This window comes from Roseibium sp. M-1 (assembly GCF_054515675.1).
This window is the reverse complement of record NZ_CM137257.1, coordinates 2,289,652-2,313,801: the sequence shown is the minus strand read 5'-3', so window position 1 is coordinate 2,313,801 and position 24,150 is coordinate 2,289,652. Positions and strand designations below refer to the sequence as shown.

At 61.8% G+C, this 24,150-nt stretch carries 17 protein-coding genes; 8 read left to right on the top strand and 9 right to left on the bottom strand.

What is annotated here, in order from left to right; genetic code table 11:
- The first annotated feature begins 36 nt into the window (after positions 1-36).
- Complete coding sequence (locus tag ACX3M4_RS10455; RefSeq protein WP_459358519.1) at positions 37-900, top strand: SDR family oxidoreductase; 864 nt, start codon at positions 37-39, stop codon at positions 898-900.
- A 162-nt stretch (positions 901-1,062) separates the two neighbouring features.
- Here ACX3M4_RS10455 and ACX3M4_RS10450 read toward each other — a convergent pair whose 3' ends face one another.
- On the bottom strand, positions 1,063-1,626 hold the full coding sequence (locus ACX3M4_RS10450; RefSeq protein ID WP_459358518.1) for an NADPH-dependent FMN reductase: 564 nt from the start codon (positions 1,624-1,626) through the stop codon (positions 1,063-1,065).
- 134 nt (positions 1,627-1,760) lie between these two features.
- On the opposite strand from ACX3M4_RS10450, the gene ACX3M4_RS10445 reads away from it, so the two are divergent.
- Together ACX3M4_RS10445 and ACX3M4_RS10440 are read left to right on the top strand one after the other, a co-directional pair.
- The gene (locus tag ACX3M4_RS10445) at positions 1,761-2,171 is read left to right on the top strand and encodes a winged helix-turn-helix transcriptional regulator (protein WP_459358517.1); all 411 of its coding nucleotides are present in this window, start codon (positions 1,761-1,763) and stop codon (positions 2,169-2,171) included.
- A 169-nt stretch (positions 2,172-2,340) separates the two neighbouring features.
- A complete protein-coding gene (locus tag ACX3M4_RS10440) occupies positions 2,341-3,882 on the top strand; it encodes an ankyrin repeat domain-containing protein (RefSeq protein WP_459358516.1) in 1,542 nt (513 codons plus the stop codon).
- Here the strand turns inward: ACX3M4_RS10440 and ACX3M4_RS10435 are convergent.
- Positions 3,850-4,614 carry a DeoR/GlpR family DNA-binding transcription regulator gene (locus ACX3M4_RS10435; RefSeq protein WP_459358515.1) on the bottom strand — a complete coding sequence of 255 codons (765 nt, stop codon included), beginning with the start codon at positions 4,612-4,614 and terminating at the stop codon, positions 3,850-3,852. The two genes, ACX3M4_RS10440 and ACX3M4_RS10435, sit on opposite strands and share 33 nt — an antisense overlap.
- Positions 4,615-4,712: 98 nt before the next feature.
- Between ACX3M4_RS10435 and ACX3M4_RS10430 the strand changes: the two genes are divergently transcribed.
- Both ACX3M4_RS10430 and ACX3M4_RS10425 read left to right on the top strand, forming a co-directional pair.
- Positions 4,713-5,894 (top strand): amidohydrolase family protein, encoded by a 1,182-nt coding sequence (locus ACX3M4_RS10430; protein WP_459358514.1) that lies wholly within the window; start codon positions 4,713-4,715, stop codon positions 5,892-5,894.
- Positions 5,895-6,008: 114 nt separating this feature from the next.
- Positions 6,009-6,815: a mechanosensitive ion channel family protein gene (locus ACX3M4_RS10425; protein ID WP_459358513.1), complete on the top strand. Its 807-nt coding sequence runs from the start codon at positions 6,009-6,011 to the stop codon at positions 6,813-6,815.
- A gap of 34 nt (positions 6,816-6,849) precedes the next feature.
- On the opposite strand, the gene ACX3M4_RS10420 is transcribed toward ACX3M4_RS10425, so the two are convergent.
- Together ACX3M4_RS10420 and ACX3M4_RS10415 are read right to left on the bottom strand one after the other, a co-directional pair.
- Positions 6,850-9,777 carry a cation:proton antiporter domain-containing protein gene (locus ACX3M4_RS10420; RefSeq protein WP_459358512.1) on the bottom strand — a complete coding sequence of 976 codons (2,928 nt, stop codon included), beginning with the start codon at positions 9,775-9,777 and terminating at the stop codon, positions 6,850-6,852.
- Between the two features lie 208 nt (positions 9,778-9,985).
- Complete coding sequence (locus ACX3M4_RS10415) at positions 9,986-10,900, bottom strand: DMT family transporter (RefSeq protein ID WP_459358511.1); 915 nt, start codon at positions 10,898-10,900, stop codon at positions 9,986-9,988.
- A 225-nt stretch (positions 10,901-11,125) separates the two neighbouring features.
- On the opposite strand from ACX3M4_RS10415, the gene ACX3M4_RS10410 reads away from it, so the two are divergent.
- Both ACX3M4_RS10410 and ACX3M4_RS10405 read left to right on the top strand, forming a co-directional pair.
- Positions 11,126-13,288, top strand: coding sequence for a malate synthase G (locus ACX3M4_RS10410; protein ID WP_459358510.1), 2,163 nt, complete (start codon positions 11,126-11,128; stop codon positions 13,286-13,288).
- Between the two features lie 301 nt (positions 13,289-13,589).
- Positions 13,590-15,707, top strand: coding sequence for a putative bifunctional diguanylate cyclase/phosphodiesterase (locus ACX3M4_RS10405; RefSeq protein WP_459358509.1), 2,118 nt, complete (start codon positions 13,590-13,592; stop codon positions 15,705-15,707).
- 5 nt (positions 15,708-15,712) lie between these two features.
- Here ACX3M4_RS10405 and ACX3M4_RS10400 read toward each other — a convergent pair whose 3' ends face one another.
- From ACX3M4_RS10400 to ACX3M4_RS10390, 3 genes are read right to left on the bottom strand one after another with little or no spacing between them, the layout of a single operon-like run.
- Positions 15,713-16,924 (bottom strand): mandelate racemase/muconate lactonizing enzyme family protein, encoded by a 1,212-nt coding sequence (locus ACX3M4_RS10400; RefSeq protein WP_459358508.1) that lies wholly within the window; start codon positions 16,922-16,924, stop codon positions 15,713-15,715.
- A gap of 8 nt (positions 16,925-16,932) precedes the next feature.
- Complete coding sequence (locus ACX3M4_RS10395) at positions 16,933-18,420, bottom strand: aldehyde dehydrogenase family protein (protein ID WP_459358507.1); 1,488 nt, start codon at positions 18,418-18,420, stop codon at positions 16,933-16,935.
- On the bottom strand, positions 18,417-20,033 hold the full coding sequence (locus ACX3M4_RS10390) for a GMC family oxidoreductase (protein ID WP_459358506.1): 1,617 nt from the start codon (positions 20,031-20,033) through the stop codon (positions 18,417-18,419). Before ACX3M4_RS10390 ends, ACX3M4_RS10395 begins: the two co-directional genes overlap by 4 nt.
- 170 nt (positions 20,034-20,203) lie before the next feature.
- On the opposite strand from ACX3M4_RS10390, the gene ACX3M4_RS10385 reads away from it, so the two are divergent.
- The gene (locus ACX3M4_RS10385; RefSeq protein WP_459358505.1) at positions 20,204-21,097 is read left to right on the top strand and encodes a LysR substrate-binding domain-containing protein; all 894 of its coding nucleotides are present in this window, start codon (positions 20,204-20,206) and stop codon (positions 21,095-21,097) included.
- 226 nt (positions 21,098-21,323) lie between these two features.
- On the opposite strand, the gene ACX3M4_RS10380 is transcribed toward ACX3M4_RS10385, so the two are convergent.
- Together ACX3M4_RS10380 and ACX3M4_RS10375 are read right to left on the bottom strand one after the other, a co-directional pair.
- Positions 21,324-23,762: a fatty acid cis/trans isomerase gene (locus ACX3M4_RS10380; protein WP_459358504.1), complete on the bottom strand. Its 2,439-nt coding sequence runs from the start codon at positions 23,760-23,762 to the stop codon at positions 21,324-21,326.
- Positions 23,752-23,982, bottom strand: a complete 231-nt coding sequence (locus ACX3M4_RS10375) for a hypothetical protein (RefSeq protein WP_459358503.1) — start codon at positions 23,980-23,982, stop codon at positions 23,752-23,754. Before ACX3M4_RS10375 ends, ACX3M4_RS10380 begins: the two co-directional genes overlap by 11 nt.
- Positions 23,983-24,150: the final 168 nt, after the last annotated feature.

Sequence of the window (24,150 nt, the reverse complement as noted above, 5' to 3'; positions counted from 1 at the left end):
AACGACCGCCGCGAAGGCGAACCCAGGAGGAAAACCATGTCCCTGAAGGGCAAAACCCTGTTCATCACCGGTGCCTCGCGCGGCATCGGCAAGGCAATTGCGCTGCGTGCTGCTCGGGAGGGCGCCAATGTCGCCGTTGCCGCCAAGACCGCGGAACCGCATCCGAAGCTGGAAGGCACGATCTATTCGGCCGCCAAGGAAATCGAGGCCGCTGGCGGCAAGGCACTGCCGGTCCTGCTGGACGTGCGTGACGACGAAGCTGTAAAGGAAGCGATCGACAAGACGGCCGCGCATTTCGGCGGATTGGATATCCTGGTCAACAACGCCAGCGCCATCCAGCTGACGCCGCTCTCCCAGACCGACATGAAGCGTTTCGATTTGATGCACCAGATCAACACGCGCGGTACGCTGGCCTGCTCCAAGCACGCCATCGAACACCTGAAGAAGGCCGACAACCCGCATATCCTGATGCTGTCGCCGCCGCTCGACATGAAGGAAAAGTGGTTCTCGCCGTTCACGCCCTATTCCATCGCCAAATACGGCATGAGCCTGACGGTGCTGGGTCTTGCGGGCGAGTTGCGCTCGAAGGGCATCGCGGTCAACGCACTGTGGCCGCGCACGACCATCGCGACAGCGGCGATCAAGAACATCATTGGCGGCGACAAGATGATGCAGCAGAGCCGGACGCCGGAGATCCTGGCCGATGCTGCCTACGAGATCTTCACCACGCCGTCGAAGGAATTCACCGGCCAGTTCGTCATCGACGACACCTTCCTGGCAAGCCGCGGCGTGACCGACTTCGACAAGTACCGGGTCGACCCGAGCCTGGCACTGGCACCGGATTTCTTCGTGCCCGACGACAGCGAAGCCCCGTGCGATCTTGGCCCCGTGAAAGGCTGACGATCGAGAGCCTGTTCAATTGAAGAGGGCTGCCGGAACAAATCCGGCAGCCCTTTGCCTTAAAGCGAGTCGCGTTCATTTGAATTCACGTGACCCGCTTAATCTCTTTATTGACGCACGTCTTTTTGCGAAAAACCGGAATCCACCTTTTCGCGACGTGCCCTAGCGGATGGTCTTGAGGGCGGTGGCCCATTTGGTCAACTCGCCGAGCAGACCGGTCATGCCTTCGCTGATCTTGTCGTTCGGTGTGAAGACCTTGTCTTCGCTGATGAATTCCGGGAAGAACGGCACCGGCACCACCTGGGGCAGCGGCATCACGTTCACATTGGCAAGCAGCTCGCGCAGCGTCTGCGAGGCACGCAAACCCCCCGATATGCCGCCATAGCTGACGATACCGGCCGGCTTGTAGTTCCATTCGCGATAGAGCACCTGGATCGCATTCACCAGCGAAGCCGGGGCGAAGTAGTCGTATTCCGGCGTCAGGAACAGGAAGGCATCCGCATCGCCGACGATGCTGCTCCAGCGTTTGGTGTGCTCGTGGCTGTATTGCTGGGCCGCCGGGTGGGCGGCTTCATCCAGAAGCGGCAGATTGATGTCGGCAAGGTCGACGCTTTCAACCTGGAAGCCGCCATGGGCTTCCGCAGCGCTCGCCGCCCAGTTCGCGATTGTCGGCCCGACACGGCCAGGCCGAGTGGACCCGGTGATAACCTTCAACTTCAGTGGCATGATTTGTCCTTGAAAAACAGGAGTTTGATAGAGGTATCTCAAGGATACTTCAGTATACGATGGATACTGCGCTTAAATTATGTCAGTCTGCGCTGGCCACAAGACGGCACTTTTTTGAAACCGAGGTATCCTCCATGAAACCACTGGCAAAGCCGCGGGAAGTCGAGATCGACCCGCCGCTGCCCCATCACGAGGACCCGCGCTGCGTTCCGGTCCGGCGGCTGTTGCAGACCGTCGGAAGCAAGTGGTGCAGCCTGGTGGTTGCTCACCTAGAGGCTGGGCCCCGTCGCTTTTCCGATCTCAAGCGGGGAATCGGAGGCGTTACCCAGAAGTCGCTTACGACTGCCTTGCGGGAGCTGGAGAAGGACGGTCTCGTCAGCCGCTTCGTTACGCCCAGTATTCCGCCGCGCGTCGATTATTCTCTGACGCCGCTCGGCCGGACGCTGCTGGGTCCGCTGAAGGCGCTGACCAACTGGGCGATCGAGAACGAAGCTGCTGTCGCCGCTGCTAGGGAGCGGTTCGAGCGGGAGAACGAATCCGATTGAAATCAGGGTTGCATTCCCGCCGCAAAGCATGCGAGGTTGCCCTCGCCGATGAGGGCGGCAGCCGGATCCGCGGAAAGCGAAAGCACCCTGACATTGACGACATATGCCGGTTTTTCACCTGCGCCCGACACCAGCGGATCGCCCGGGCTTTTCAACCAGGAGAAAAGCCATGTCCGATGGACCTGCAACTTCCCTCGACGACTTCAAGAATGCCGCCCGTCGCCTGAAAAAGGCGCACGCTGCCGGGGACACGAACGCGCTTGCCCGCGTTTCTGCCCAGGTCGACCCCGCAAAGACGCTGAAACACGCAGACTTCCTGCACGTGATCGCCCGCGAGGCGGGCCATGACAGCTGGCCGAAACTGAAGTTTGCACTGGAAAGCGCTGCCATGACGCGGGCCGAGAAGGCCGAGCGCTTGAAGGTCGCGCTTTATCACGGCCAGCAATGGGTGGTCGACAAGCTGCTGCTCGACGATCCCGGGCTGAAGGACGACAATCTCGGTCTCCAGGTGGCGCTCTACGACCTGGCCGCCGTGCAGGCCGCCATTACAGCAGACCGCGATGCAGCCACCCGAGTTGTCGGCGTCAGATCGCCGCTCCTGCACCTGGCGTTTTCCAGGGAAATCCACCGCAGTCCAGACAAGCGAGAGGCAATGCTCGCCATTGCCGAGTTGCTGGTCGAAAACGGCGCGGATGTGAATGACGGCTACCCCTATGAGCCGGGGGACAAGCATCTGCTTTCCGCGCTCTATGGCGCGCTCTGTCATGCGGACAATTTCGACCTCGGCCGCTGGCTGCTGGAACACGGAGCCGATCCCAACGATAACGAGAGCCTCTACCACGCGACCGAACTTGGGCAAACGCGTGCTTTGGCGCTGCTCCTTGAGCATGGCGCCAGGCCGGATGGCACGAATGCCTTGCCACGGGCGCTCGATTTCGACGACGTGGACAAGGTGCGCCTTCTGCTGGAGGCCGGGGCCGATCCGAACATCACCGTGCCCGATCATCCGAGCGGGCAACCCATGAACACCATTCCGGCCCTGCATCAGGCCGCCCGGCGCATGTGTTCAACGAAGATTGCAAAGCTGTTGCTGCACCATGGTGCCGACCCTGCGCGGGTCTGGTGCGGGCACACCGCTCACGCCATGGCGCTGATCTACGGCAACCTGCCGGTCGCCGATATGCTTGCGGCGGAAGGCTACGCTTACCCTCTCGACGCAAACGAGCAGGTTCTGGCCGCCTGCGCGCGGGGGGAGGACAGCCCCGGACGGCTCGATACCGCAACTCTGGGCAAGGAAGACAAGAGGCTTCTGACGCGGCTGACTTTCTTCCCGGGCAAGCTGAACCACATGAAAATGCTGATCAAAGCCGGGCTGGATCCCAGGGCGACGGACGAAATGGGGTTGCCGCCGCTTCAATTGGCCGGCTGGAACGGTCTTGTCGAGGAGACGGCCTATTTCCTGTCGATCGCCCCGGACCTCACCCACAAGAACCGCTATGGCGGCGACGCACTGGATACGGTGATCCACGGTTCGGAGTTTGCGCCGAAACGTGCCGAAGCCGACCACATCGCCTGCGCCAGACTGCTGCTTGTGGCCGGCAGCATCCTCGAACCACGTTACATCGCCGGATGCGGCAACGAGGAAATGGTGCAGTTCCTGGAAGAGTGGCAACAGACCTCAGGCCAGCCGGAGGCTGATGCCGCAGTCTGACAGCGGCCGGCAAAGCGCCGGCTCGACAGACTTCTCCACGATCAACGTCGTCAGCAGCGCAGCCGGGCCGATCCGGTAGGCGGCCGCGCTGCCGATCTTGGCGGCTGTTGCCGCCGCAACCGTTTCCGACGCGGCCTCGCACATGGCCCGTTTCAAGACGGCCTCGTCGTAGTGGCTTGTCGTCAGGCCGGCTTCTGCATCGACGCCATGCAGGCCGAAGAAGCAGAGGTCGGCGCTGATATCCCGGAGGGCATCCAGCACCCTGGCGCCGACCGTCATGCGGCTGCGCTTGTCGAAACTTCCTCCGATCAGGATGACCTCGGCGTGCGGATGGTCGGCCAGCACAAGCGCGGTCTGGGGGCTGTTGGTGATCGCGGTAAAGGCAAGCGTTTTCGGAATATGTGTGGCAATCGCCAGGTTTGTGGTGCCGCCGTCGAAAAGGACCACCTGACCGTCCGAAACCATCGAGGCGGCTTCCTTCGCGAGCCGGTTCTTCACCCCGGCGGATTGCTTGTAGCGGGCAGCAAAGGGCTGCTCGGCCGGGGAGACCGGCAGGGCGGCGCCGTGGACGCGCTGGATCAGTCCCTCTCCCGCCAGTTCCCGGAAATCGCGCCGGGCACTGTCTTCCGAAATGCCGAAGGCCTTTGCCAGCTCGCCGGTTGTCAGGCGGCCCTTGTGTTTGAGCTGGCGCAGTATGAAGGTCCGGCGCTCGTCCGGGCTTGTCTCCGGCATTGACATCTCCCTGCCATTTTGCACGTTTATGCGCAATTGGGAATAAACATGCAAACATCGTGATCGATCGGGATCACTGAAATCGGGAAAACGCCATCATGGAACCGGACATCGTCTTCAAGGGAAACGTCGTGCTGCCTGACCGGGTCCTGGAAGATGGCTTTGTTCATTGCCGGGAAGGCCGGATTGTCCATGTCGGTGAGGGAAACTCCGATCCCAGGGTGCGTCTGCAGGAAGCCGCCATCATCGCGCCGGGCTGCGTCGACATCCATGTCCATGGCGGCGCCAATGCGGATTATATGGATGGCTCAAGGGAAGCCGTCGTGGCGGTCAACCGGGCACATGCGCGCCATGGCACCACCACGCTGTTTCCGACGACGACAACCGGTTCGAGGCAGGAACTGGAGGCGATGATCTCCGCCTGCGAAGCGGTGAGGGCGGACTGGCAACCGGGGGAAGGCGCGCGGATCGCCGGAATCCATTTCTACGGCCCCTATTTTGCCAAGGACAAGGTCGGTGTGCATGCGCCGGAAGGACGCCGTGATCCGGACCGCGACGAATACGAGCATTTCCTGAAGCGGGAGATCGTGCGGATCGCCACCTGTGCGGCGGAACTGCCGGGAAGTGCCGATTTCTACCGCTTCGCCCATCAGACCGGCTGCTTCATCACCTGCGGCCATTCCAATGCTTCGTGGCAGGAAATGGAAGACGCCTTCCAGAATGGTGTCCGGCATGTGGACCATTTCTGGTGCGCGATGAGCTCCGTCGCCTCGCTTCGCAAGCGCTTCGGCACGCCGATGCGTGCGGGCATGGAGCAGTTCGTGCTGGCAACCAGGCAGATGAGCACGGAAGTGATCGCGGATGGTCATCACCTGGCGGAGGATCTGCTCACCTTTGCCTACCGGATGATCGGCCCGGACCGGCTTTGCCTGGTGACGGATGCCAACCGGGCGCTTGATTGCCCACCCGGAGAATACCGCTTCGGACCCAGGGAAACCGGCACGCTTGTCTTCAGCGACGGCAACACGGTGCGCGGTGCGGACGGGGCACTCGCAAGTTCCATGCACGGCATGGACCACATGATCCGGGGTATGGCAAAGGCAACAGGTGCGACCTTGCCGGACCTCTTCAAGATGGCCAGCCTGACGCCGGCGACCCTGACCGGCCTTCAAGACGAGGTCGGCAGTCTGGCACCGGGCAAACGGGCGGACATCCTCCTCCTGAGTGAAGGCCTGGAGCTTGAAAAGGTCTTTATCGCAGGCCGTGCCTTCGACGCCTGAACGCCCGCGAACAGTTCAGGCGTGAATTATCCGGCGGCTTTGCTGGCCAGCCGGTTGATCCGCTGTTACAAGTTTTCCGTAGTCAAACCATTGATTTTGCAAGGAGGGATCTTCATGGAAAGCGCAATGGAGCAGATGAGCGTGTGGACGCCGCTGCTTATCAACGCGGTCAAGGCCGTCCTCGTTCTGGTCATCGGCTGGTTCCTGGCCGGCTTTCTGTCCGCCATTGTGAAACAGCGCATCGTCAGCCATCCGCGCATCGACGACACAATCGGCGGGTTTGCTGCCTCCATCGTGCGCTGGCTGGTCCTGCTTGTCACCGTCATTGCCATCCTGCAGCTCTTCGGTATCCAGGCGACCAGCCTTGTCGCCGTGCTCGGTGCCGGTACGCTGGCAATCGGTCTTGCCCTGCAGGGCACGCTCTCGGATCTTGCCGCCGGGGTGATGCTGATCATCTTCCGGCCCTACAAGATCGGCCAGTTCGTCGATATCGGCGGTACGTCCGGGACTGTGAAGGACCTCAACATCTTCGTCACCGAACTGGTGACCCCGGACAACGTCCAGATCATCCTGCCCAACGGCAAGGCCTGGGGCACGGTCGTGACCAATTTCTCCGCCCATTCGACACGGCGCCTGGATCTGACCTTTGGCATCGATTACGGCGATGACATCGACAAGGCGGTGCAGATCATTCTCGACGTCGCCAACGCGGATGCGCGGGTGCACAAGGATCCGGAACCCTGGGTGCGTCTGACCAATCTCGGCGACAGCTCCGTCGATCTGGGCGTGCGCCTGTGGTGTAACGCCAGTGACTATTGGGAGCTGAAATTCCACATGCTGAAGGCGGTCAAGGAAGCCTTCGACGCCGGCGGCATCTCCATTCCCTATCCGCATTCGGTGGAAATCCAAAAACAGGCCTGAGCCGATATCCGGAACCCTGTTCGAGGAGACCGTGTCAGACCGGCACGGTCTCCTTTTCCTGTTCGGTTTTTCCGGCATCTGCATCGGTAGAGGTCTCGGGTGAGGAGACCCCGGCTGGCTCCGGCGAGGTTTCAGCTGCTGGAGTGTCACCTGCAAGAGGATCGCCCACCGGGGCACCGGTCGCCGGAATGTCTTCCAACTTCATTGCAGGTGCCGCCGCCAGGGTGACCGGCGTTTCTTCGGATGAACCGGCTGCACTCGGATCTGCGCCTGCAGGCTCTTCACCGACCGCGTCAGCTGCTGCGCTCGCCACGTCCTCCTTCGCAGACACTGCGTCTTCGGGACCGGTGTCAGCCGCGTCTGCAGGATCTTGCGCCGGTTCAGTTGCCTTTGTGCTGCTGCCGCCCTTCAGCTTTTCGGCGAAGAACGGCACCACAGGATCCTCGACGTCCTCCGACGGGTCGTCCGTATTCATCAGCTGACGATTTTTCGCGAGCCCGGCAACGTGTTCGCGAAGGTCCTCATGTTCTGCCATAAGGGCCTTGAAGTCCTGCGCCCGGAGGCTGAGAAGCTGGCAATAGCCGAGGGCAACCACGTCGGCGCTGCGGCGCCCGCCGGTCATCAGCGCGATTTCGCCGAAAACGTCACCACGTCCGAGCCGTACGTTGCCGGTCGGCGCGCGCACTTCCACCGCGCCTGAGGCGATGAAATAGGCGGCATCGCCCCGGTCGCCCTTGCGGATCAGGGTCTCGCCAGGCGTTGCGAACTGGGGCCGCATCATCCGGCGGATGGTCTTTTGCCGCTTGCGCGACAGCTCGGCAAAAAGCGGATGGGCACTGACGAGTTCGCGCGTCTTCAATCCGAGATCAAGCTTGGGCCTTGTGTGAGATTCGCGGCGTGTCCGCTCCACGTCACGCAACAGGTCGCGATGCAGTTCGGTGCCGATCAGCATCTGCTCCTTGCCTTCGTCATAGGCTGTTTCCTCCAGCCGCACGCCGGCCTTGCGCAGGAACTGGCCTTCCAGCGCATCGGCATAATCGGGATATTGCAGGCGCAGCGCGTCGATGGCGGCCAGGGTCTCCTCCTGGCGGATTGCCAGCGTATCCTGAAGAATGTCGGCAACGCGGTCACCAAGCAGCGGCCGGATGCGGCGGTTGTTGAACTCGATCAGTTCGTCCGCAAGGATGCGGTAGACCAGCAGGAACTCGAACCGGTCGGCAAGGCGGATCGCCAGGGGCCGGTTTATCCTGAGCCGGCGCTGCAAGGTCTGGGCAACCCGGAAGCCGAGGCCGAATTTCAATGGCTGGCGCACGGCCTTGTTGTAACCGGAGCGGCCGTCGCTGCGGGTCAGGTCGCCGGTGCGCCCCGTGATTGTCAGGAAGCGGGAGACGGACCGGCCGGAGATCGTCTTGTCGCGGAAATGCTCCAGCACGAGCTGCTGTTCCCGGTCGGCCAGTGCGATCAGGCCCATGCGCACGCGGTCCCAGTCCTTCAGCTCTTCCAGCTTGTTGGTTTCGGCTGCAGCCGATGCGGCCCTGTCCTCGTAGTCCTTCAGAACCTCGCCGGTCACCCGCTGATCGATGTGATAGGTCGTTGCGGCCGATGCCAGCTCGTGGCGCACGTCGGAGAGGGCAAGCGCCAGAAACTGCGTCCTGAGTGCCTCGTCGCGTGCGTTCAACCGGTCGAGGCCAAGCAGCCGGATCAGCGGTTTCAGGCTGGTGCCATAGACCAGCAGAGTGAACAGCACGAAGCCGGTCGCGAGCTTGGTGACGAAGCCGGAAACCTCCGCCGACAGTGCCGCGTGCTCGGACACACTGAGTGCCAGCGTCAGGGTGACGGCGCCGCGCATGCCGCCCCACAGGATGACGGTCTTGAACTTGTTGTTCACCGACTGGCCCATGTGGAACACGCTGAGAATGGGCAGCAAGCCGAAAATCACCACGGCACGGGCGGCGAGTGCGGCGGCAATCACGACGAAGAGCAGAAGAATGTCGATCGGCGTGAAGCCCTCGACGAAACGCGGGATGAGGATCGCCGACAGCAGGAAGATCAGCGAGGCGGCCCAGAAGGAGATCTGCTCCCACACCGCATGCAGGAACTGCCAGCTCGCTGGCTGGATCCGGGCAGGGCCGTAGAAATTGAACACCGTGCCGGCACAGACCACCGCGACAACGGCGGAAACGTCGGCGAACTGGTCGGAGAGCACATAGGTGCCATAGGGCAGGGCAAGGCTGAGGGTCACCTGCGCCAGCGGAAAGTCTCGCATCATCGGCAGCAGCGAAACGGCGATCCGCCCGAGCAGCGTGCCGACGATGATGCCGCCGACGAAAGACCGGCAGAAGGCAAGCGCCGCCTCCTCGACCGACAGCGTCTGATGGAACGCAAGCATGTGAACAAGTATGACGAAGATGACGATGGCGGCAGCATCGTTCAGAAGGCTTTCCCCCTCGACGATGCGCCCCAATCTGGCCGGTGCGCCGATGTCCCGGAAGATAGCGACGACCGCAACCGGGTCTGTCGTGGCGACGATCGAGCCCAGCAGCAGGCAGGCGATCAGCGAGATGTCCTTGAGCGAAAACAGCATCGCCAGCGGATAGAGCGCAAAGCCGATGAAGGCGGTGGCGACGAACACCGCGACGACGGCCATCAGAAGAATGGGGGCCATGTCCTCGACGATCCGCCGGACCTCGAGCGTCAGTGCGGTCTGGAACAAAAGGATCGGCAGGAAGATATAGAGGATCATCTCCGAATCCAGCGGGGGATTGATGAAGACGTCCGCAATGGCATTGAAGGCGTTGGTTTCGGCCGTGTAGCGCAGATAGATCGCCAGGATGCCGATCATGGTGCCGACGGTAGCCAGGAGAACACTCGGCGCGAGCCCGAGCCGCCGCGATAGCGGCTGCAGCAGGGAGATCGTAATCAGCAGCAGCGCGAAAGCGCCTGTTATCAATGGTGTTTCCATGGTCCCATGGTGCACCGCGATTGCGGCAATTTCAAATGCCGCCGAAACTTATTTGCAGGGCATTCGCAGTAACGCACAAACCCAACCGTGGCACCGGTCCGACAGATCAGCGGACGCACAACCGGAATCGGTTGAGCGTCCAAAAGCTGATCGATCTTAAAGTTGTAGAGCATCTAATGTGCGTTCTCCTGAACGCATACAAGACGCTCTAGCCGGCAGCCTTTCGTTCCGACAGCCAGATGCCGCCGAGCACAAGCACCAGCGCCGTGCCGTGATGCCACTTGAACGGTTCGCCCAGGATGGTCACTGCCAGCACGGCGGCAAAGATCGGCACGAGATTGATGAAGACCCCTGCCCGGGCCGGGCCGATCAGCTCGACTCCGCGCATGAAGAAGATCTGCGCCAGGCAGGATGGAAAGAGGGCGATATAGAGCACGACCAGCCAGCCTTGCTCGGTCGGCCATTGCACGCTGCCCGCGGCAATGTCGTAGAAAAGGCCCGGGATCGAGGTGAGGGTTGAAATGCCCGCGAGCACCGCAAAGAAGCTCAAGGGAGAGACCTGCGGCCGGTTCCGGAGGGCCAGCGTGTAGCCTGAATAAAGCACGCTGGCGATCAGCATGATGCCGTCGCCCGGATTGATCGCCAGTGCCCGCAGGACTTCCCATTTGCCCTGGGCGGCGATCAGCGTGACACCGGCAAGCGTCAGCAAAATGCCGGTCACCTGCAGCAGCCGGACCTTGGTGCCGAACGCGATCACCGATCCGATCAGGACGAGGATCGGCATGGACCCCTGAATGATGCCGAGGTTCACAGCGGTGGTTTGCGTTGCCGCGATATAGAACAGCGTGTTGAAGCCGACGAAGCCGAAAACCGCCATCAGCACCATGCGGGGGAAATACGGCCGCATCATCGGCCATTCCCTGCGAATATCGGACCATTGCAACGGGATCAGGATACCGGCGACAATCACCCAGCGCAGGAACACCACCACCATCGGAGAGACCTCGCCGACCGCGAGACGCCCGGCCACCGTGTTGCCGCCCCAGAAGAGCGTCGTCAGGGCAAGCATCAGGAAGGCGTTGCCGTAGGTCAGGTCGCCAAAACGTTTTACCAGCGCGTACATGAAGTCCATCGGGTGGGAACTGTCGAGGCCCCATGGGTAACGGATTGGATCGCAGGCGCAAGGCCATTGTTTTGTATACCGACTTATACTGTTGGAGATAATGATCTGGATCTTTTCTAAAATGGAAAAAGTCATGGGTGGGACGTGGCAATTGACGATCGGCCTCTTAGACCCCAAAACACCGGCAAAGTGCCGAACTACGAGATCGATCAGAGGAGCTGACAAATGACAGGCCGCGTCGACGCCCATGGATTGCAAGTCGCCAGGGTTCTTTATGACTTCGTCAACGAGAAGGCCCTGCCGGAAACGGGCGTCGACCGGGACCATTTCTGGAAGAGCCTTTCGGACCTGGTCCACGATCTGGCCCCCAAGAACCGGGCGCTGCTGGACAGGCGCGACATGCTGCAGGAAAAGATCGACGCCTGGCACAAGGCCCATCCGGGCACGCCGGACATGGATGGCTACAGAACCTTTCTCCAGGAAATCGGTTACCTGGTTCCGGAAGGTCCGGATTTTGCCGTCGGCACCGCCGATATCGATCCGGAGATCGGCAAGGTCGCCGGTCCTCAGCTTGTCGTGCCGGTGATGAACGCACGCTACGCACTCAACGCAGCCAACGCCCGCTGGGGCTCGCTCTATGATGCGCTTTACGGCACCGATGCCATGGGCTCCAAGCCGGCAGGCAAGGGGTTCGATCCGGCCCGCGGTGCTGAGGTGATCGCCTACGCCCGGAAGGTTCTGGACGAAGCTGCGCCGCTCGCTGCCGGCAGTTGGGCGGACGTCACCGGTTTTGCCGTCTACAACGAGGCGCTGGCAATCTCGACGGAAGCCGGAACCACCACGCTTGCCGACCCGGCCCAGTTCGCCGGCTATTCCGGAGATGTCGACGGCCCCTACAAGGTCCTCCTCGTCAAGAACGGCCTGCATCTGGAGATCGATATCGACGGCAAGCATCCGATTGGCAAGACCGATAAGGCGCATATCGCCGACGTGATTGTTGAATCGGCCATGTCCACCATCATGGACTGCGAGGACTCCGTCGCTGCCGTCGATGCAGAAGACAAGGTGGTCGTCTATTCCAACTGGCTCGGCCTGATGAAGGGTGATCTGGAAGAAACTTTTGAAAAGGGCGGCGAGACGCTGACCCGGCGCATGAACGGTGACCGCAAATACACCGCGCCGGACGGCAGCGCATTGGCTCTGCACGGCCGCTCGCTGCTGCTGGTGCGCAATGTCGGTCATCTCATGACCATCGATGCAGTGCACGACCGCGACGGCATCGAGGTGCCGGAAGGCCTGCTCGACGGCATGATTACCGCGCTGATCGCCCTGCACGACATCGGCCCGAACGGCCGCGAACTCAACAGCCGCGCCGGATCGGTCTATATCGTCAAGCCGAAGATGCACGGCCCCGAGGAAGTTGCCTTTGCCTGCGAGATCTTCGACCGGATCGAGGACGCGCTCGGCCTCAAGCGCAACACGCTGAAGATGGGCATCATGGACGAGGAACGCCGCACCACGGTGAACCTGAAGGAGTGCATCCGCCAGGCCAGGGACCGGGTGTTCTTCATCAACACCGGCTTCCTCGACCGCACCGGAGACGAAATGCACACGTCGATGGAAGCGGGCCCGATGATCCGCAAGGGCGACATGAAGGCCGCCACCTGGATCGGCGCCTACGAGAACAACAATGTCGATATCGGTCTTGCCTGCGGCCTGCCGGGTCATGCCCAGATCGGCAAGGGCATGTGGGCGATGCCTGACCTGATGAATGCCATGCTGGATCAGAAGATCGGCCATCCGCTGGCCGGTGCCAACACTGCCTGGGTGCCGTCACCGACCGCCGCGACCCTGCATGCATTGCATTATCACAAGGTCGCCGTGAAGGACCGCCAGGCCGAGCTGAAGGCGCGCAATGCGGCAAAGCTCGAGGATATCCTTTCCATCCCCGTCGCCGAACGGCCCAACTGGGACCCCAAGGATATCCAGGCCGAACTCGACAACAATGCGCAGGGCATTCTCGGCTACGTCGTGCGCTGGGTGGAACAGGGTGTCGGCTGTTCCAAGGTGCCGGACATCAACGATGTCGGCCTGATGGAAGACCGGGCAACGCTGCGCATCTCGTCCCAGCATATCGCCAACTGGCTGCATCACGGTGTCGTCAGTCGGGAGCAGGTGCTGGAAACCATGAAGCGCATGGCGGCTGTCGTAGACGGGCAGAATGCCGGCGATCCGCTTTACCGGCCGATGGCTGCGGACTTCGAAGGCTCCGTCGCCTTCCAGGCGGCCTGTGAACTGGTTTTCGAAGGCACGAAGCAGCCCAATGGCTACACCGAGCCGGTGCTCCACCGCCGCCGGATCGAGTTCAAGGCCAGGGCAGTCGCCTGACGCTGATAACAGTGAATGAGACAGGCGGTCGCCCGGGATCTACCTGGGCGGCCGCTTCCTTTTGGGAAGTTTTCTCGCAATGCGTGTTTTGAGAGAAGGGATGCAGTATTGCGAGAATGGTAAACGGGTAAAAATCGATCTAAACCTTCAACACTGAACAGGCATCGGAAGAACGTCTGAAGAGAGTTGTTTTTCAAAAGGTTAGAGGTATTTACGAGTCGTTAGTCATATCCCTTTCCAGGTAGGTGTTTTTACGACTTTGGCTTCGAAAAGGGCTAAGTTGCATCATCTGGAGTCGATGATGTTAGCAGTCCTGTCGTGCATAGCTTTCGAGCATGATCCGCTGTTTGTTGCGCTGGCCGTAATAATTCTGACAGCGGGTGCCGTGCTGACCATGCGTCTTTACGCAAGGGTCCGGCGCACACAGGGCAATCTCAAATACATGTGGCTGCTTTTGTCCGGCCTGATCGCGGGTGGCACGATCTGGAGCACCCACTTCGTCTCCATGATCGCCTACAAAAGCCCGTTTATCCTCGGCTACGACCTTGCCCTGACGGCCATTTCCCTAGTGGTGGCCATTGCCGGCACGACGGCAGGGCTTTGGATTGCCAGTATCACCCAGCGGTCGATGCTGATCGAGGTTGGCGGTGTGGTTTTCGGGATCTCGATTGCCGCCATGCACTTCACGGGCATCGAGGCACTGCAGGTCTCCGGCATCCTGACATTGTCGACACCCTATGTCGTCGCGTCCATCGTCCTTGCCTGCGTCTTCGGTCTTCTTGCCACAAGCCGCATTGCGCGCCCGGTCACCCGCTACTGCAAATACGGCGCGGCGGTCAGCTTCATTCTGGCGGTCGCGAGCCTCCATTTCGTTGCCATGGCCGGGGTGGATCTGCTGCCGTTGCGCCTCGATGGCAGCGCTCAGGATCTTGTCTCCAACCAGCTGATGGGGATTGCGGTCGTCTTCACCATGAGCGTCCTGATGCTGTCGGCGATGATCACCTATTCGATCGACTCGGTGAACGCGGAAACCGCGGATCTTCGCCTCAATCATGTGGCCCATCACGACCCGCTGACGGGCTTGCCGAACAGGCGGGCGCTTGACCGTCACCTGGACGGGTTCGTCTCGCGGGTCTCCATGGACAATGCCCGCGTCGTGGTGATGACTTGCAACCTGAACAGGTTCAAGGAAGTCAACGAGGTGCTCGGTCATGCCGGTGGCGACGCGTTGTTGCGCCATGTCGCCAAATGCCTGACGGAAAATCTCGAAGCTGAGGAATACGTCGCCCGGATCAGCGGCGACGAATTCGTCATCATCGGCAAGCCGGTCTATAACCGGGGCTATATTCTCGACCTTTGCAAGCGGGTGCAGAAGCTCGTGGCCCGGCCGATGATGTGGCAGAGCGAAGAGATCCGCGCCAGCAGCAGTGTCGGTTATGCCACCTATCCGGAACATGCGTCCACCGGCCCGCAATTGCTTGAGGCTGCCGAGCGGGCGATGCACCGGGCCAAGTCTGAAGGCGGTAACACGGCTCTTTGTTACGATGCGGACAAGGACTTGCAGACCCGCGACCGCAGTGCCCTCGCCATGGACCTGCGCAATGCGCTCAGAAACGGCGAATTCGAGCTCTTCTACCAGTTGCAGAACGACGTCACGACACGGGAAGTGACGGGGACGGAAGTGCTGTTGCGCTGGAACCATCCGACCCGCGGCATGGTCCCGCCGTACGAGTTCATTCCGATCGCCGAGGAAACCGGGTCGATCCGCGAAATCGGCGCCTGGATCATCCGCACCGCCTGTCGCGAGGCGGCGAGCTGGCCGAACCCGGTTAAGATCGCGGTCAACGTCGCCCCGGTGCAGCTTTCCGACAGCAACTTTCCCGATGTCGTCGCCCATGCGCTGCGGGAAAGCGGTCTCAATCCGGCCCGCCTGGAGCTGGAAATCACGGAAACCGGCATCGTTGCCGACACGGCACATGCGCTGCAGATCATTCATCAGCTCAAGCGGCTCGGCGTCGGCATCGCCATGGACGATTTCGGCACGGGCTATTCGTCGCTGGCAACGCTTCAGGCCTTCCCCTTCGACAAGATCAAGATCGACCGGGAATTCATCAAGGATCTCGGCGGAAACCGGCAGTCGGAAGCCATCGTCAAGGCAACCATTATCCTCGGCGAAAGCCTCGACATTCCGGTCCTGGCAGAAGGCGTGGAAACCGAGGACCATCTCGGCTTCCTGGCCGCGCAGGGCTGCAACCAGGTTCAGGGCTTCCTCTTCGGCAAACCGATGCCGGTCCGGGACATCCGCCGGGCGCTCCTGGCTTCCACGGCGATCCGGGCAGAGGACGTGCAGCCCGAAACGCTTGCTGCTGCACCGGCAGAAATTGCGCCGGCAATGGCGCTTGTCAGCAAAGTGGCGTGAGTTCCCTACAATGGCAGTGCCGGACTTTCCTGGAAGCCAAGATGCAGTTCGTTGCCGCGATAGGGGTGCGCCCGTGCCACGTCTTCGTTGAGATCGTGGCCGAGGCCCGGCTCGCTTGAGGGGATCACGTAACCGTCTTCCCAACGGATCGGCGTCTTCAGGAGATCCGCGTAGAAGCCGTCGAAGGTGCGGATCGATTCCAGCACCAGGAAATTCGGGCTGCAGGTGGCGATCTGGATATTGGCGAGCGCCACCAGCGGTCCGCAATAAAGATGCGGGGCGATCTGGGCGGAATGGCATTCCGCCATCGCGGCGATCTTCTTGGCTTCCAGCAACCCGCCGACCCGGCCGAGATTCATCTGCAGGATGCTGGCGGCACCCGTTTCCAGAACGCGCGAGAACTCGTACTTGGTGCAAAGCCGCTCGCCGGTCGCAACGGGCATGGAGGTGTAGCGGGCGACCTCGGCCATGTCCTCCGGCTTCTCCGGCGGGATCGGTTCTTCGAACCAGAGCGGATCATAAGCCTCGATGCGGCGGGCAAGCCGCTTGGCGCCCGACACCGTGAACTGGCCGTGGGTGCCGAAGAGGAGATCCGCTTTCGGGCCGACCGCGGCGCGGATCGTCCGGCAGAAGGCTTCCGAACGCTCCAGATCCTCAAGGCTCGGCTGATGGCCGTCATAGATCGTGTAGGCACCGGCCGGGTCGAACTTCACGGCCGTGAAGCCCTGGTCGACGGCCTTGACGGCGGCTTCCGCTGCCATGCCGGGATCGTTGTAGACATTGGGCTTGGCCGGGTCCGGATAGACGTCGCCGTCCGCCGGATAGAGATAGGTGTAGGAGCGCAGGCGCTCGTGCACCTTGCCGCCCAGAAGCTCATAGGCCGGTTTGCCGGCCGCCTTGCCGATGATGTCCCAGCAGGCCATTTCCAGGCCCGAGAGCACGCCCATCACCGTGACATCCGGGCGCTGGGTGTACCCGGCACCATAGGTCTTGTGCCACAGCTTCTCGATATGGTGCGGGTCCGCCCCCTCGAAATGGCGCTGGAACACGTCCTTGGCCATCTCGGCCACCAGATGCGGGTCGAAAGTGGCGTTGTAGATCTCGCCATAGCCGACAATGCCGCAGGCCGTGACCAGCTTCACGAAGATGAAGTAGCGCCCGCCGTGGCGCGGCGGAGCGTTTTCGACGACGAAGGTCTCGATTTGGTCGAGTTTCATGGGGATGCCTAGCTCGCGTTGCTGATCGTGATCGACTTCACCTTGGTATAGGCATCGAGGCCTTCCCAGCCTTTTTCGCGGCCGTAACCCGATTTCTTGTTGCCGCCGAAGGGAAGCTCCAGTCCGCCGGCCCAGTAATCGTTCACCGACACCTGGCCGCAGTCCATGGCATGGGCCACCCGCATCGCGCGGCCGACGTCGCTTGTGTAGACGCTGGCGACGAGACCGAATTCCGTACCGTTGGCAAGCGCGATGGCTTCTTCCTCCGTCTCGAAGGTCTGGACGGAAAGCACCGGACCGAAGATCTCCTGAAGGACGGCCGGATCATTTGGTGCAAGGTCCGCGATGATGGTCGGCTGGAAGAACCAGCCCTTGCCGGTATCGGCGTCGTGGGCAACGTCGCCGCCGGTGACGATGTTGGCGCCGCGTGCCTTCGCTGCGTCGACATGCGCCTTTATGCGCGACAGATGCAGGTCCGAATTGATCGCGCCCATGTCCGGGGCGGTCAACCCGTGCGCCGTACGGATTTTCGCTGCCCGTTCAGCCAGGATCGCCAGCACCTCGTCGCGGATTGTCTTGTGCAGGATCAGGCGTGAACCGGCGGAGCAGATCTGGCCGGAATTGGAGAAGATCGCCCAGTAGGACCCGTCGGCGACCTTTTCCGGATCGGCATCGGCAAAGGCGACCAACGGGGATTTACCACCCAGTTCCAGCGTCAGCCGGGTGACGTTGGGGGCTGCCATCCGGGCGACGTTGACGCCGGTGGTGACCGAGCCGGTGAACGTGAGTTGCTTGATACGCGGATCGCGCGCCATCTTGGCGCCGACATCGCTGCCAAGGCCCGTGACGACATTCACAAGCCCGTCCGGCACACCGGCTTCGGAGAGAAGCTCGGCCATTACCAGCGCCGTGAAAGGCGTGGTTTCGGCCGGCTTGGCGACGACGGAACAACCGGCGGCCAACGCAGGCGCGACGCCACGGGCAAAGGTCGAGGTCGGATAGTTCCAGGGAATGATATGCCCGGTGACGCCGACCGGTTCGCGCAATGTGAAGGCAGTGTAGGCGGGGCCGAGATTGACGGACCGTCCGTCGAGCTTGTCGGCGGCACCGGCATAATATTCGAAAAGGCGCGCGGAGGACCGAACGTCGCCCTGTGCCTCGGCCAGCGTCTTGCCGCTGTCGACCACTTCAATGACGGCGAGCCGGTCCGCGTTTTCCCGGAAGACGCGCGCGACGGAATTCAGGATGCGGCAGCGTTCGCCTGGCGAAACCTGACACCAATGCGCGGCGGCCTTTTCCGCAGCGTCGATGGCGCGGTCCATGTCGCTTTCGCTGCCGAGGGAAAACTCGGCAAAGGCTTCGGCACGGCCGGGATCGAAGCTCTCCATCTTGCGGTTGGACGACGGCAGCCTTTTGCCGCCGATATAGTGGCCGTCGGGCAGGGCCTCCAGCTTGCCGGTTGTCAAATAGGAGTTGGCGATGTCCTGAACGGTCATGAGAGGGCTCGCTTCTGGTCTTCGATTATCAGATCGGCCCCCTTGAGGGCCAGCATCATGGTCGGGGCATTTGTATTGCCCGAGGTGATGTTCGGAAAGGCGGAGGCGTCGACGACACGCAGGCCCTCGACACCATGCACCTTCAGGCGGCTGTTGACGACACTAGTATCCCGATCCTCGCCCATGCGGCACGTGGAAACCGGATGGAAGACGGTGCTCGCCCGGGCCCGGAAATCGGCCAGAAGGCCGTCTTCGTCCAGCGCGCCGAGATGGGGTGCGACCGGGCTATCGACAAGGGCGCTGAGTGCCTTGCTCGCCATCAGCCGCTGGCACAGCCGGCCACCGTCAATGACGGTCTGGCGGTCTTCCTCCGTCGACAGCGAATTGGGCCGGATCGCCGGTGCGACTGTGGCATCCGCGCTTTTGATGTCGATCCGTCCGCGGCTGGTCGGGCGTGCCGGCTGGGCACAGATGATGAAGCCGTTGAAAGGATCGACCTTGAGCCGCGTCTTGTCCCCATGCGGCACCAGCCGGTAGCTGATCGGGTTGAAATAAAGCTGCTGGTCCGGCCGGTTCAGTTCCCTGCGGGAGCGCAGGAATCCGCCACACTGGTTGACGGAAAGGGCAAGCGGCCCCTTCCGCGTCAGCGCGTATTGCAAGGCTGCGATGGTCTGGCCCATGAGGGGACGCAGGATGGCGTTCAGCGTCGGCTCCCTGGCGCGGAAGGTATAACTCGCGGCCAGATGGTCCTGCAGATTGCCACCGACATTGTTATTGGCATGGATCACCGGAATGCCGAGATCCGACAGAAGCGCACCCGGCCCGACGCCGGAAACCTGCAGCAGCTGCGGCGAGCCGATGGCTCCGGCGGAGAGGATCACCTCACGCCTGGCAAACAGGGTCTCGCCCGTCGTCAGTTCGACGCCCTTCGCGGTGCTTCCCTCAAACAGGATACGGCGAACCTGAGCATTGGAGCGCAAGACCAGATTGCGCCGCGACAGGGCCGGATGCAGATAGGCCCGGGCAGAAGAGCAGCGCCGGCCGTTCCGCGTATTGATCTGGTAGATGCCGCCACCTTCAGGTGTGTCGCCGTTGAAGTCGTCGGACCAGGGCAGGCCCGTCTCCTTGATGGCGGCAAAGAAATGCCGGTTTACCTTGTGGATCTGGTCGGAGACGTTCTGCACATGGATCGGCCCGGCGCCCGTCTTGTCACCGTTGACGCTGACCTTGCTCTCCAGCCGCTCGAAGGTGGATTTAACGGCTGCCCAGCCCCAGCCTTCCGCGCCCGAAGCTTCCCAGTCCTCGAAATCACCCGGCAGGCCTCGGCAATAGACCATGGCATTGATCGAGCCCGAGCCGCCAAGCAGCCGGCCGCGCGGCCAGTAGACGCTGCGCCCGCCAAGGCCCTCGTCCGGATCGGTCATGAAGCGCCAGGTGCGCTTGGGGTCCGAATTGAGCTTGCCGTAGCCGAGCGGCAGCGACACCCAGGGGGAACCGTCCGACCCGCCCGCCTCCAGAAGCAGGACCGAAGTCCCGGGGTCGGCGCTCAGGCGTTCCGCCAGAATGCAGCCGGCAGAGCCGGCACCCACGATGATGTAGTCGACCTTGTCCATGCGCAAACGCCGTTGAAATGTCCGTCGGTCTCAAGTTTCGGTGAGGTGGAGATTTTCGTGAAACGAAAAATCATTTGGTATAGCATCGAAAAAATTTGAAGGAGTCGACTGATACAAAAGGAACGATTGGGATATGTGTTGTAATGCTGGACGCATAGCAGAACGGAAAAATGGCCTATAATCTGCCGCCTCTAACATGGCTTCGCGCTTTTGAAGCGGCAGCTCGGCTTGGCAATTTCACCCGCGCGGCAGAGGAACTGCTGATCACGCCCGCGGCCGTCAGCTATCAGGTGCGTCAGCTGGAGCAACTGCTGGGCTATCCTCTGTTCGATCGTGTTCATCGCGAGCTGGCGCTCACCCGCCTCGGCCAGACCTATCTGCCGACCGTGGAGAAGGCTTTTTCGGACCTGTCCATCGCGACCGTCTCCGTCTTCGGCGAGCGCGACCGCCAGCCGGTCCGCTTCCGCTGTCTGGCAAGTTTCGGCCACCTCTGGATGATCCCGCGCCTGCATGCCTTTCAGGCTGCTTATCCCGGCGTCGATCTGCAGATGATTTCCGCGTCCTGGGCAGAAACGCTCAGCCCGGAACTCTTTGACATCGATATTCGTTTCGGTGACGGCAGCTGGACGGACGGGGCCGTGACCTTCCTGCTCAACGATCCGATCATCCCCGTATGCCACCCCGATCTCGCGCTGCCGCCGGAAATGCGCGAGTTAGCGGCGCTCGCCGAGGCTCCGCGCCTTGACATAATGGGCGTGATCGACACCTGGGAGAGCTTCTTCCGCAGCCACGGTCATGCCGTGCCGAAGCGCAACGGCTTGCAAGTGGACCAGACGCTGTCTGCCCTGGAGCTTGCCGCGCTCGGGCATGGCCATGCTTTGGCGCTGGAAACGCTGGCCCAACCCTATCTCGACAGCGGCCGCTTGATCCGCTCGTCGGAGAAGGCCATCAAGAGCCGGCACAGCTACTACCTCGTCACCGACGGCCCGCGCCAGACCCTCAGCACCGACGCCCAGATTTTCTGCGACTGGATGATCCGGGAGCTGGGTGAGGGAGGTGGGTGAGGTGGGTGAGGTGGGTGAGGTGGGTGAGGTGGGTGAGGCATTACCGCCTCACTGCTCCTTTTTTACGAGGTGCTTACCACCAATTCCTCCTCATCCTGAGGAAGCGCGAAGCGCTGTCTCGAAGGATGGGCGGCACACTCGGAGTATGCAGCCCATCCTTCGAGACGGGCCTTGTGGCCCTCCTCAGGATGAGGTCGGAACGCAAAAAATATGCTCAGCTACAGGTTCAATCCCCCGGAAACGTGAACTCGAACAGCCGCTCGATCGGGTCGAGGGGTTTCGGGTCGCGGTAGCGGTTGAGGTCGAGCAAGCCGGCCTGAAGAGCGTCCTGAGCGTCAAGGCTAGCCTGGATGCGATCAAAGAGGGACCAGAAGTCCTGGTCTGTCCTGCGCACGCCGAAGCGGGCGACGAAATCGACATAACCGTCCTGCGTCTTGATGCCACGAACGGCTTCGACAAAAGCGTCAAGATCCGTCTCCTTCACCCTGAAGATGAAATTCGGATAGCTGCTGAACTGTCCCCGAACGACCGTCAGAGTGTCGTTCTGGGGCTCTCGCCGAAAGTCTTCGTTGAAGATGAAAGCTACATTGGCGTGGGCCATGTCGTGGACGATCGTGAAGACTTCGTCGCCCTCTGCTTTTTCCACCAGCAGCACCGCGATGTCCGGCAGGAAGCGGGCAAAGGGAGCGGGTCTGAGGGTGAGCGGACGGAGCTTTCCGGCCGGTGTTTCCCGGGCAGCGCAGTTGTCGCCGCTGCAGCGGTTGATCGGGTCCATCTCCTGCCAGAGGTCCGGTGAAATCCGCAGGAGTTCCGTCAGGAATTCTGACTTGGCCTGGCCGGTACGATAGGAAATTGCGGTCGGTGAACTGGTATCGAGGACACTTTCCTTCCATTGGTCCACCAGGCTTACCAGAGGTCCCTGATACCAGCTTTCGTGCAGCGGCATGCGGGTCTCCGGCGGCAGGAAGGAGAGGAAGGTACGCTCGCCCTCCCGGCGCAGGCTGTCCATGTAGAGCCGGGTCGTCAGCTGGTGTTCCACGTTGCCGAAGACATCGAAACCTGCGACCAGATTGTAATAGATCCGCTCGAACAGCGGGTAGTCGATCACCCAGGCGGTTTCCGGCACCGCGCCGATAAAGCCGGTGACGACGGAGGCGGAAGAGAAGTTGCGATAGATGGTAAGGCGGGCATCCAACTCGGTTCCGTTGCCGTCCCAGATGTCGGCATAGTCCGGGCCGCCTTCGGCACGGAATTTGTGCGCATAGCGCATCCGGCGGAAATCCTGGTACTTCACCGGACCGAGCGACAGGAAACTCTCCAGCCGATTCGACAGCTTGCCGTCGTCCTGGGCAACCGGCAGTTCCAGGATAGGGATCGCATCTTGCAGGAACGTCGGGTCGGTGACGGAAAGATCGGCGTCCGGCGCAAGGAAGGACACCCAGAACCGGTCCTCGATCACATTCACGGCTACCTGGCCGTAGCAGACCGGTCCGCGGATGAAGGAGCGCACGAAATAGAGCGCATCGTCCAGCAGGAACTGGTAGCGGCTGCGGGCCGGGATGGCACTGAAGGTGGAAAGCGGATTGCCTCCGGCGGCCTTCGAATAGGGCGGCAATTTCTCTAGCGTCCACTCAGGCGCCCACTCGGGCGCTCCGAACAGGGCCTCATAGCGTTCGAGCCGCTGTGCCCCGATCTCGTAGACCATGTGTTCCTTGTGCAGGATCGTGCCGGTGATCGGCACGAGCCGGTACTGAAACGCACCGCCCGGATCGTCGAAGGGTCGCCTTGTTGGGATCTCCTCCGGCGGCGTGCCCGCTGCCGTCCGCGAGCGGATCAGGCGGAAGAACCGATCCGGGCCGTCGCCTTCCAGGTGAAGATGCGCCAGGAACAGGTGCTCGAACAGATAGCGCGCGACCAGACGGTCCTTGAGATCCTGCCGGTTGAGGTAGGTCTCGATGGCGGCAACCTGCGTCATCACATCCGCAGGCAAGGGATCCGGATCCGGCGGCACCGGCGTCCCGGCCTTTGCCCAGGCCAGCAGCCGCTCATAGTCTTGTTGCGGCAGTGGGGCCATGGCAAAGGGCATGCCGCCTTGAGGATGCTCCGCCAGATAGCCCTTCACCTCATTTTCAGCCGGGCAGGCCGAGGCGCGCAGCGGCGAGATGTCTATGCTGTCCGGAAGCGGCGCCCCGAGCTTGAAGCCGTTTTCGCGGCCCGCCAGCAGGAGCTGTTCCAGCACCGAAGGTTTCTCTCCGGTCTTTGCACCGGATCCAGGATCCTCGTCCGTGATGGAGAAAAACCCCTTCTGGCGCCAGGCGGGAACAGTGGTGGCATCGATCCCGAGCCGGGTCATGGGTGCGTCCTCCAGCCGGGAGGACTCGTAGACCTTCACCTTGCTGGCACCGCGTAACCAGCCGGCCGGAGAGGACAGCTTCAACTGGCAAGGCGCGTCGTAACAGCCGTGACAGACGACACAGCGCTTGTTCAACACTTCCTGAATGCCACTGGCCTCAGTGAAGGACGGGTTATCCTGCGCCCTTGCATCCCCGGCGAGACCGGCCGCCGCGAACGCTGCCAGCAAGAACACAATGAGAGCCGGCAGCGCTCGGCAGCCGAAGTGCAATGCATGAAAGAGCTTGGGCAATGTGGCTGCGTCAGCCCTCATCGTCTTCCATCCGGGGTCGGGTCTTGCGGGTGGGATCGTCCGGGCCCTTGTAGGCGACGAGATAAGCCCAGGCCGCATAGGCGGTGATTGCCCCCATGATATAGACCCAGGTGATATTGCCGGAAGCATATTCAACGCCTGTCCAGCCGGCACAGAAGGCGACCAAAAGGATCCGGCGCCAAAGCGCATCGAACCAGGGATGTTCAACGGGACCAAACACAGTTTTGCCTTCCTTTTGGGTCATCTGGGCGGTGGTTCTGACAGGGCGCCTGACGTAGCGGGAGCCCCAAGAGCTTGCAAAATCAGGCAAAACCTGTCTTCCGAACACTGATTACACCTTGAAACTGCCCGCTGAACAAGGGAATGTGGCCGAGGTCTTTGCCCGACC

Coding starts and splice junctions, on each gene's coding strand:
- ACX3M4_RS10445 (WP_459358517.1), top strand. CDS start 1,761: ATGAAACCACTGGCAAAGCCGCGGGAAGTCGAGATCGACCCGCCGCTG.
- ACX3M4_RS10430 (WP_459358514.1), top strand. CDS start 4,713: ATGGAACCGGACATCGTCTTCAAGGGAAACGTCGTGCTGCCTGACCGG.
- ACX3M4_RS10450 (WP_459358518.1), bottom strand. CDS start 1,626: ATGCCACTGAAGTTGAAGGTTATCACCGGGTCCACTCGGCCTGGCCGT.
- ACX3M4_RS10420 (WP_459358512.1), bottom strand. CDS start 9,777: ATGGAAACACCATTGATAACAGGCGCTTTCGCGCTGCTGCTGATTACG.
- ACX3M4_RS10400 (WP_459358508.1), bottom strand. CDS start 16,924: ATGAAACTCGACCAAATCGAGACCTTCGTCGTCGAAAACGCTCCGCCG.
- ACX3M4_RS10385 (WP_459358505.1), top strand. CDS start 20,204: ATGGCCTATAATCTGCCGCCTCTAACATGGCTTCGCGCTTTTGAAGCG.
- ACX3M4_RS10440 (WP_459358516.1), top strand. CDS start 2,341: ATGTCCGATGGACCTGCAACTTCCCTCGACGACTTCAAGAATGCCGCC.
- ACX3M4_RS10415 (WP_459358511.1), bottom strand. CDS start 10,900: ATGTACGCGCTGGTAAAACGTTTTGGCGACCTGACCTACGGCAACGCC.
- ACX3M4_RS10380 (WP_459358504.1), bottom strand. CDS start 23,762: ATGAGGGCTGACGCAGCCACATTGCCCAAGCTCTTTCATGCATTGCAC.
- ACX3M4_RS10390 (WP_459358506.1), bottom strand. CDS start 20,033: ATGGACAAGGTCGACTACATCATCGTGGGTGCCGGCTCTGCCGGCTGC.
- ACX3M4_RS10455 (WP_459358519.1), top strand. CDS start 37: ATGTCCCTGAAGGGCAAAACCCTGTTCATCACCGGTGCCTCGCGCGGC.
- ACX3M4_RS10435 (WP_459358515.1), bottom strand. CDS start 4,614: ATGCCGGAGACAAGCCCGGACGAGCGCCGGACCTTCATACTGCGCCAG.
- ACX3M4_RS10395 (WP_459358507.1), bottom strand. CDS start 18,420: ATGACCGTTCAGGACATCGCCAACTCCTATTTGACAACCGGCAAGCTG.
- ACX3M4_RS10405 (WP_459358509.1), top strand. CDS start 13,590: ATGTTAGCAGTCCTGTCGTGCATAGCTTTCGAGCATGATCCGCTGTTT.
- ACX3M4_RS10410 (WP_459358510.1), top strand. CDS start 11,126: ATGACAGGCCGCGTCGACGCCCATGGATTGCAAGTCGCCAGGGTTCTT.
- ACX3M4_RS10425 (WP_459358513.1), top strand. CDS start 6,009: ATGGAAAGCGCAATGGAGCAGATGAGCGTGTGGACGCCGCTGCTTATC.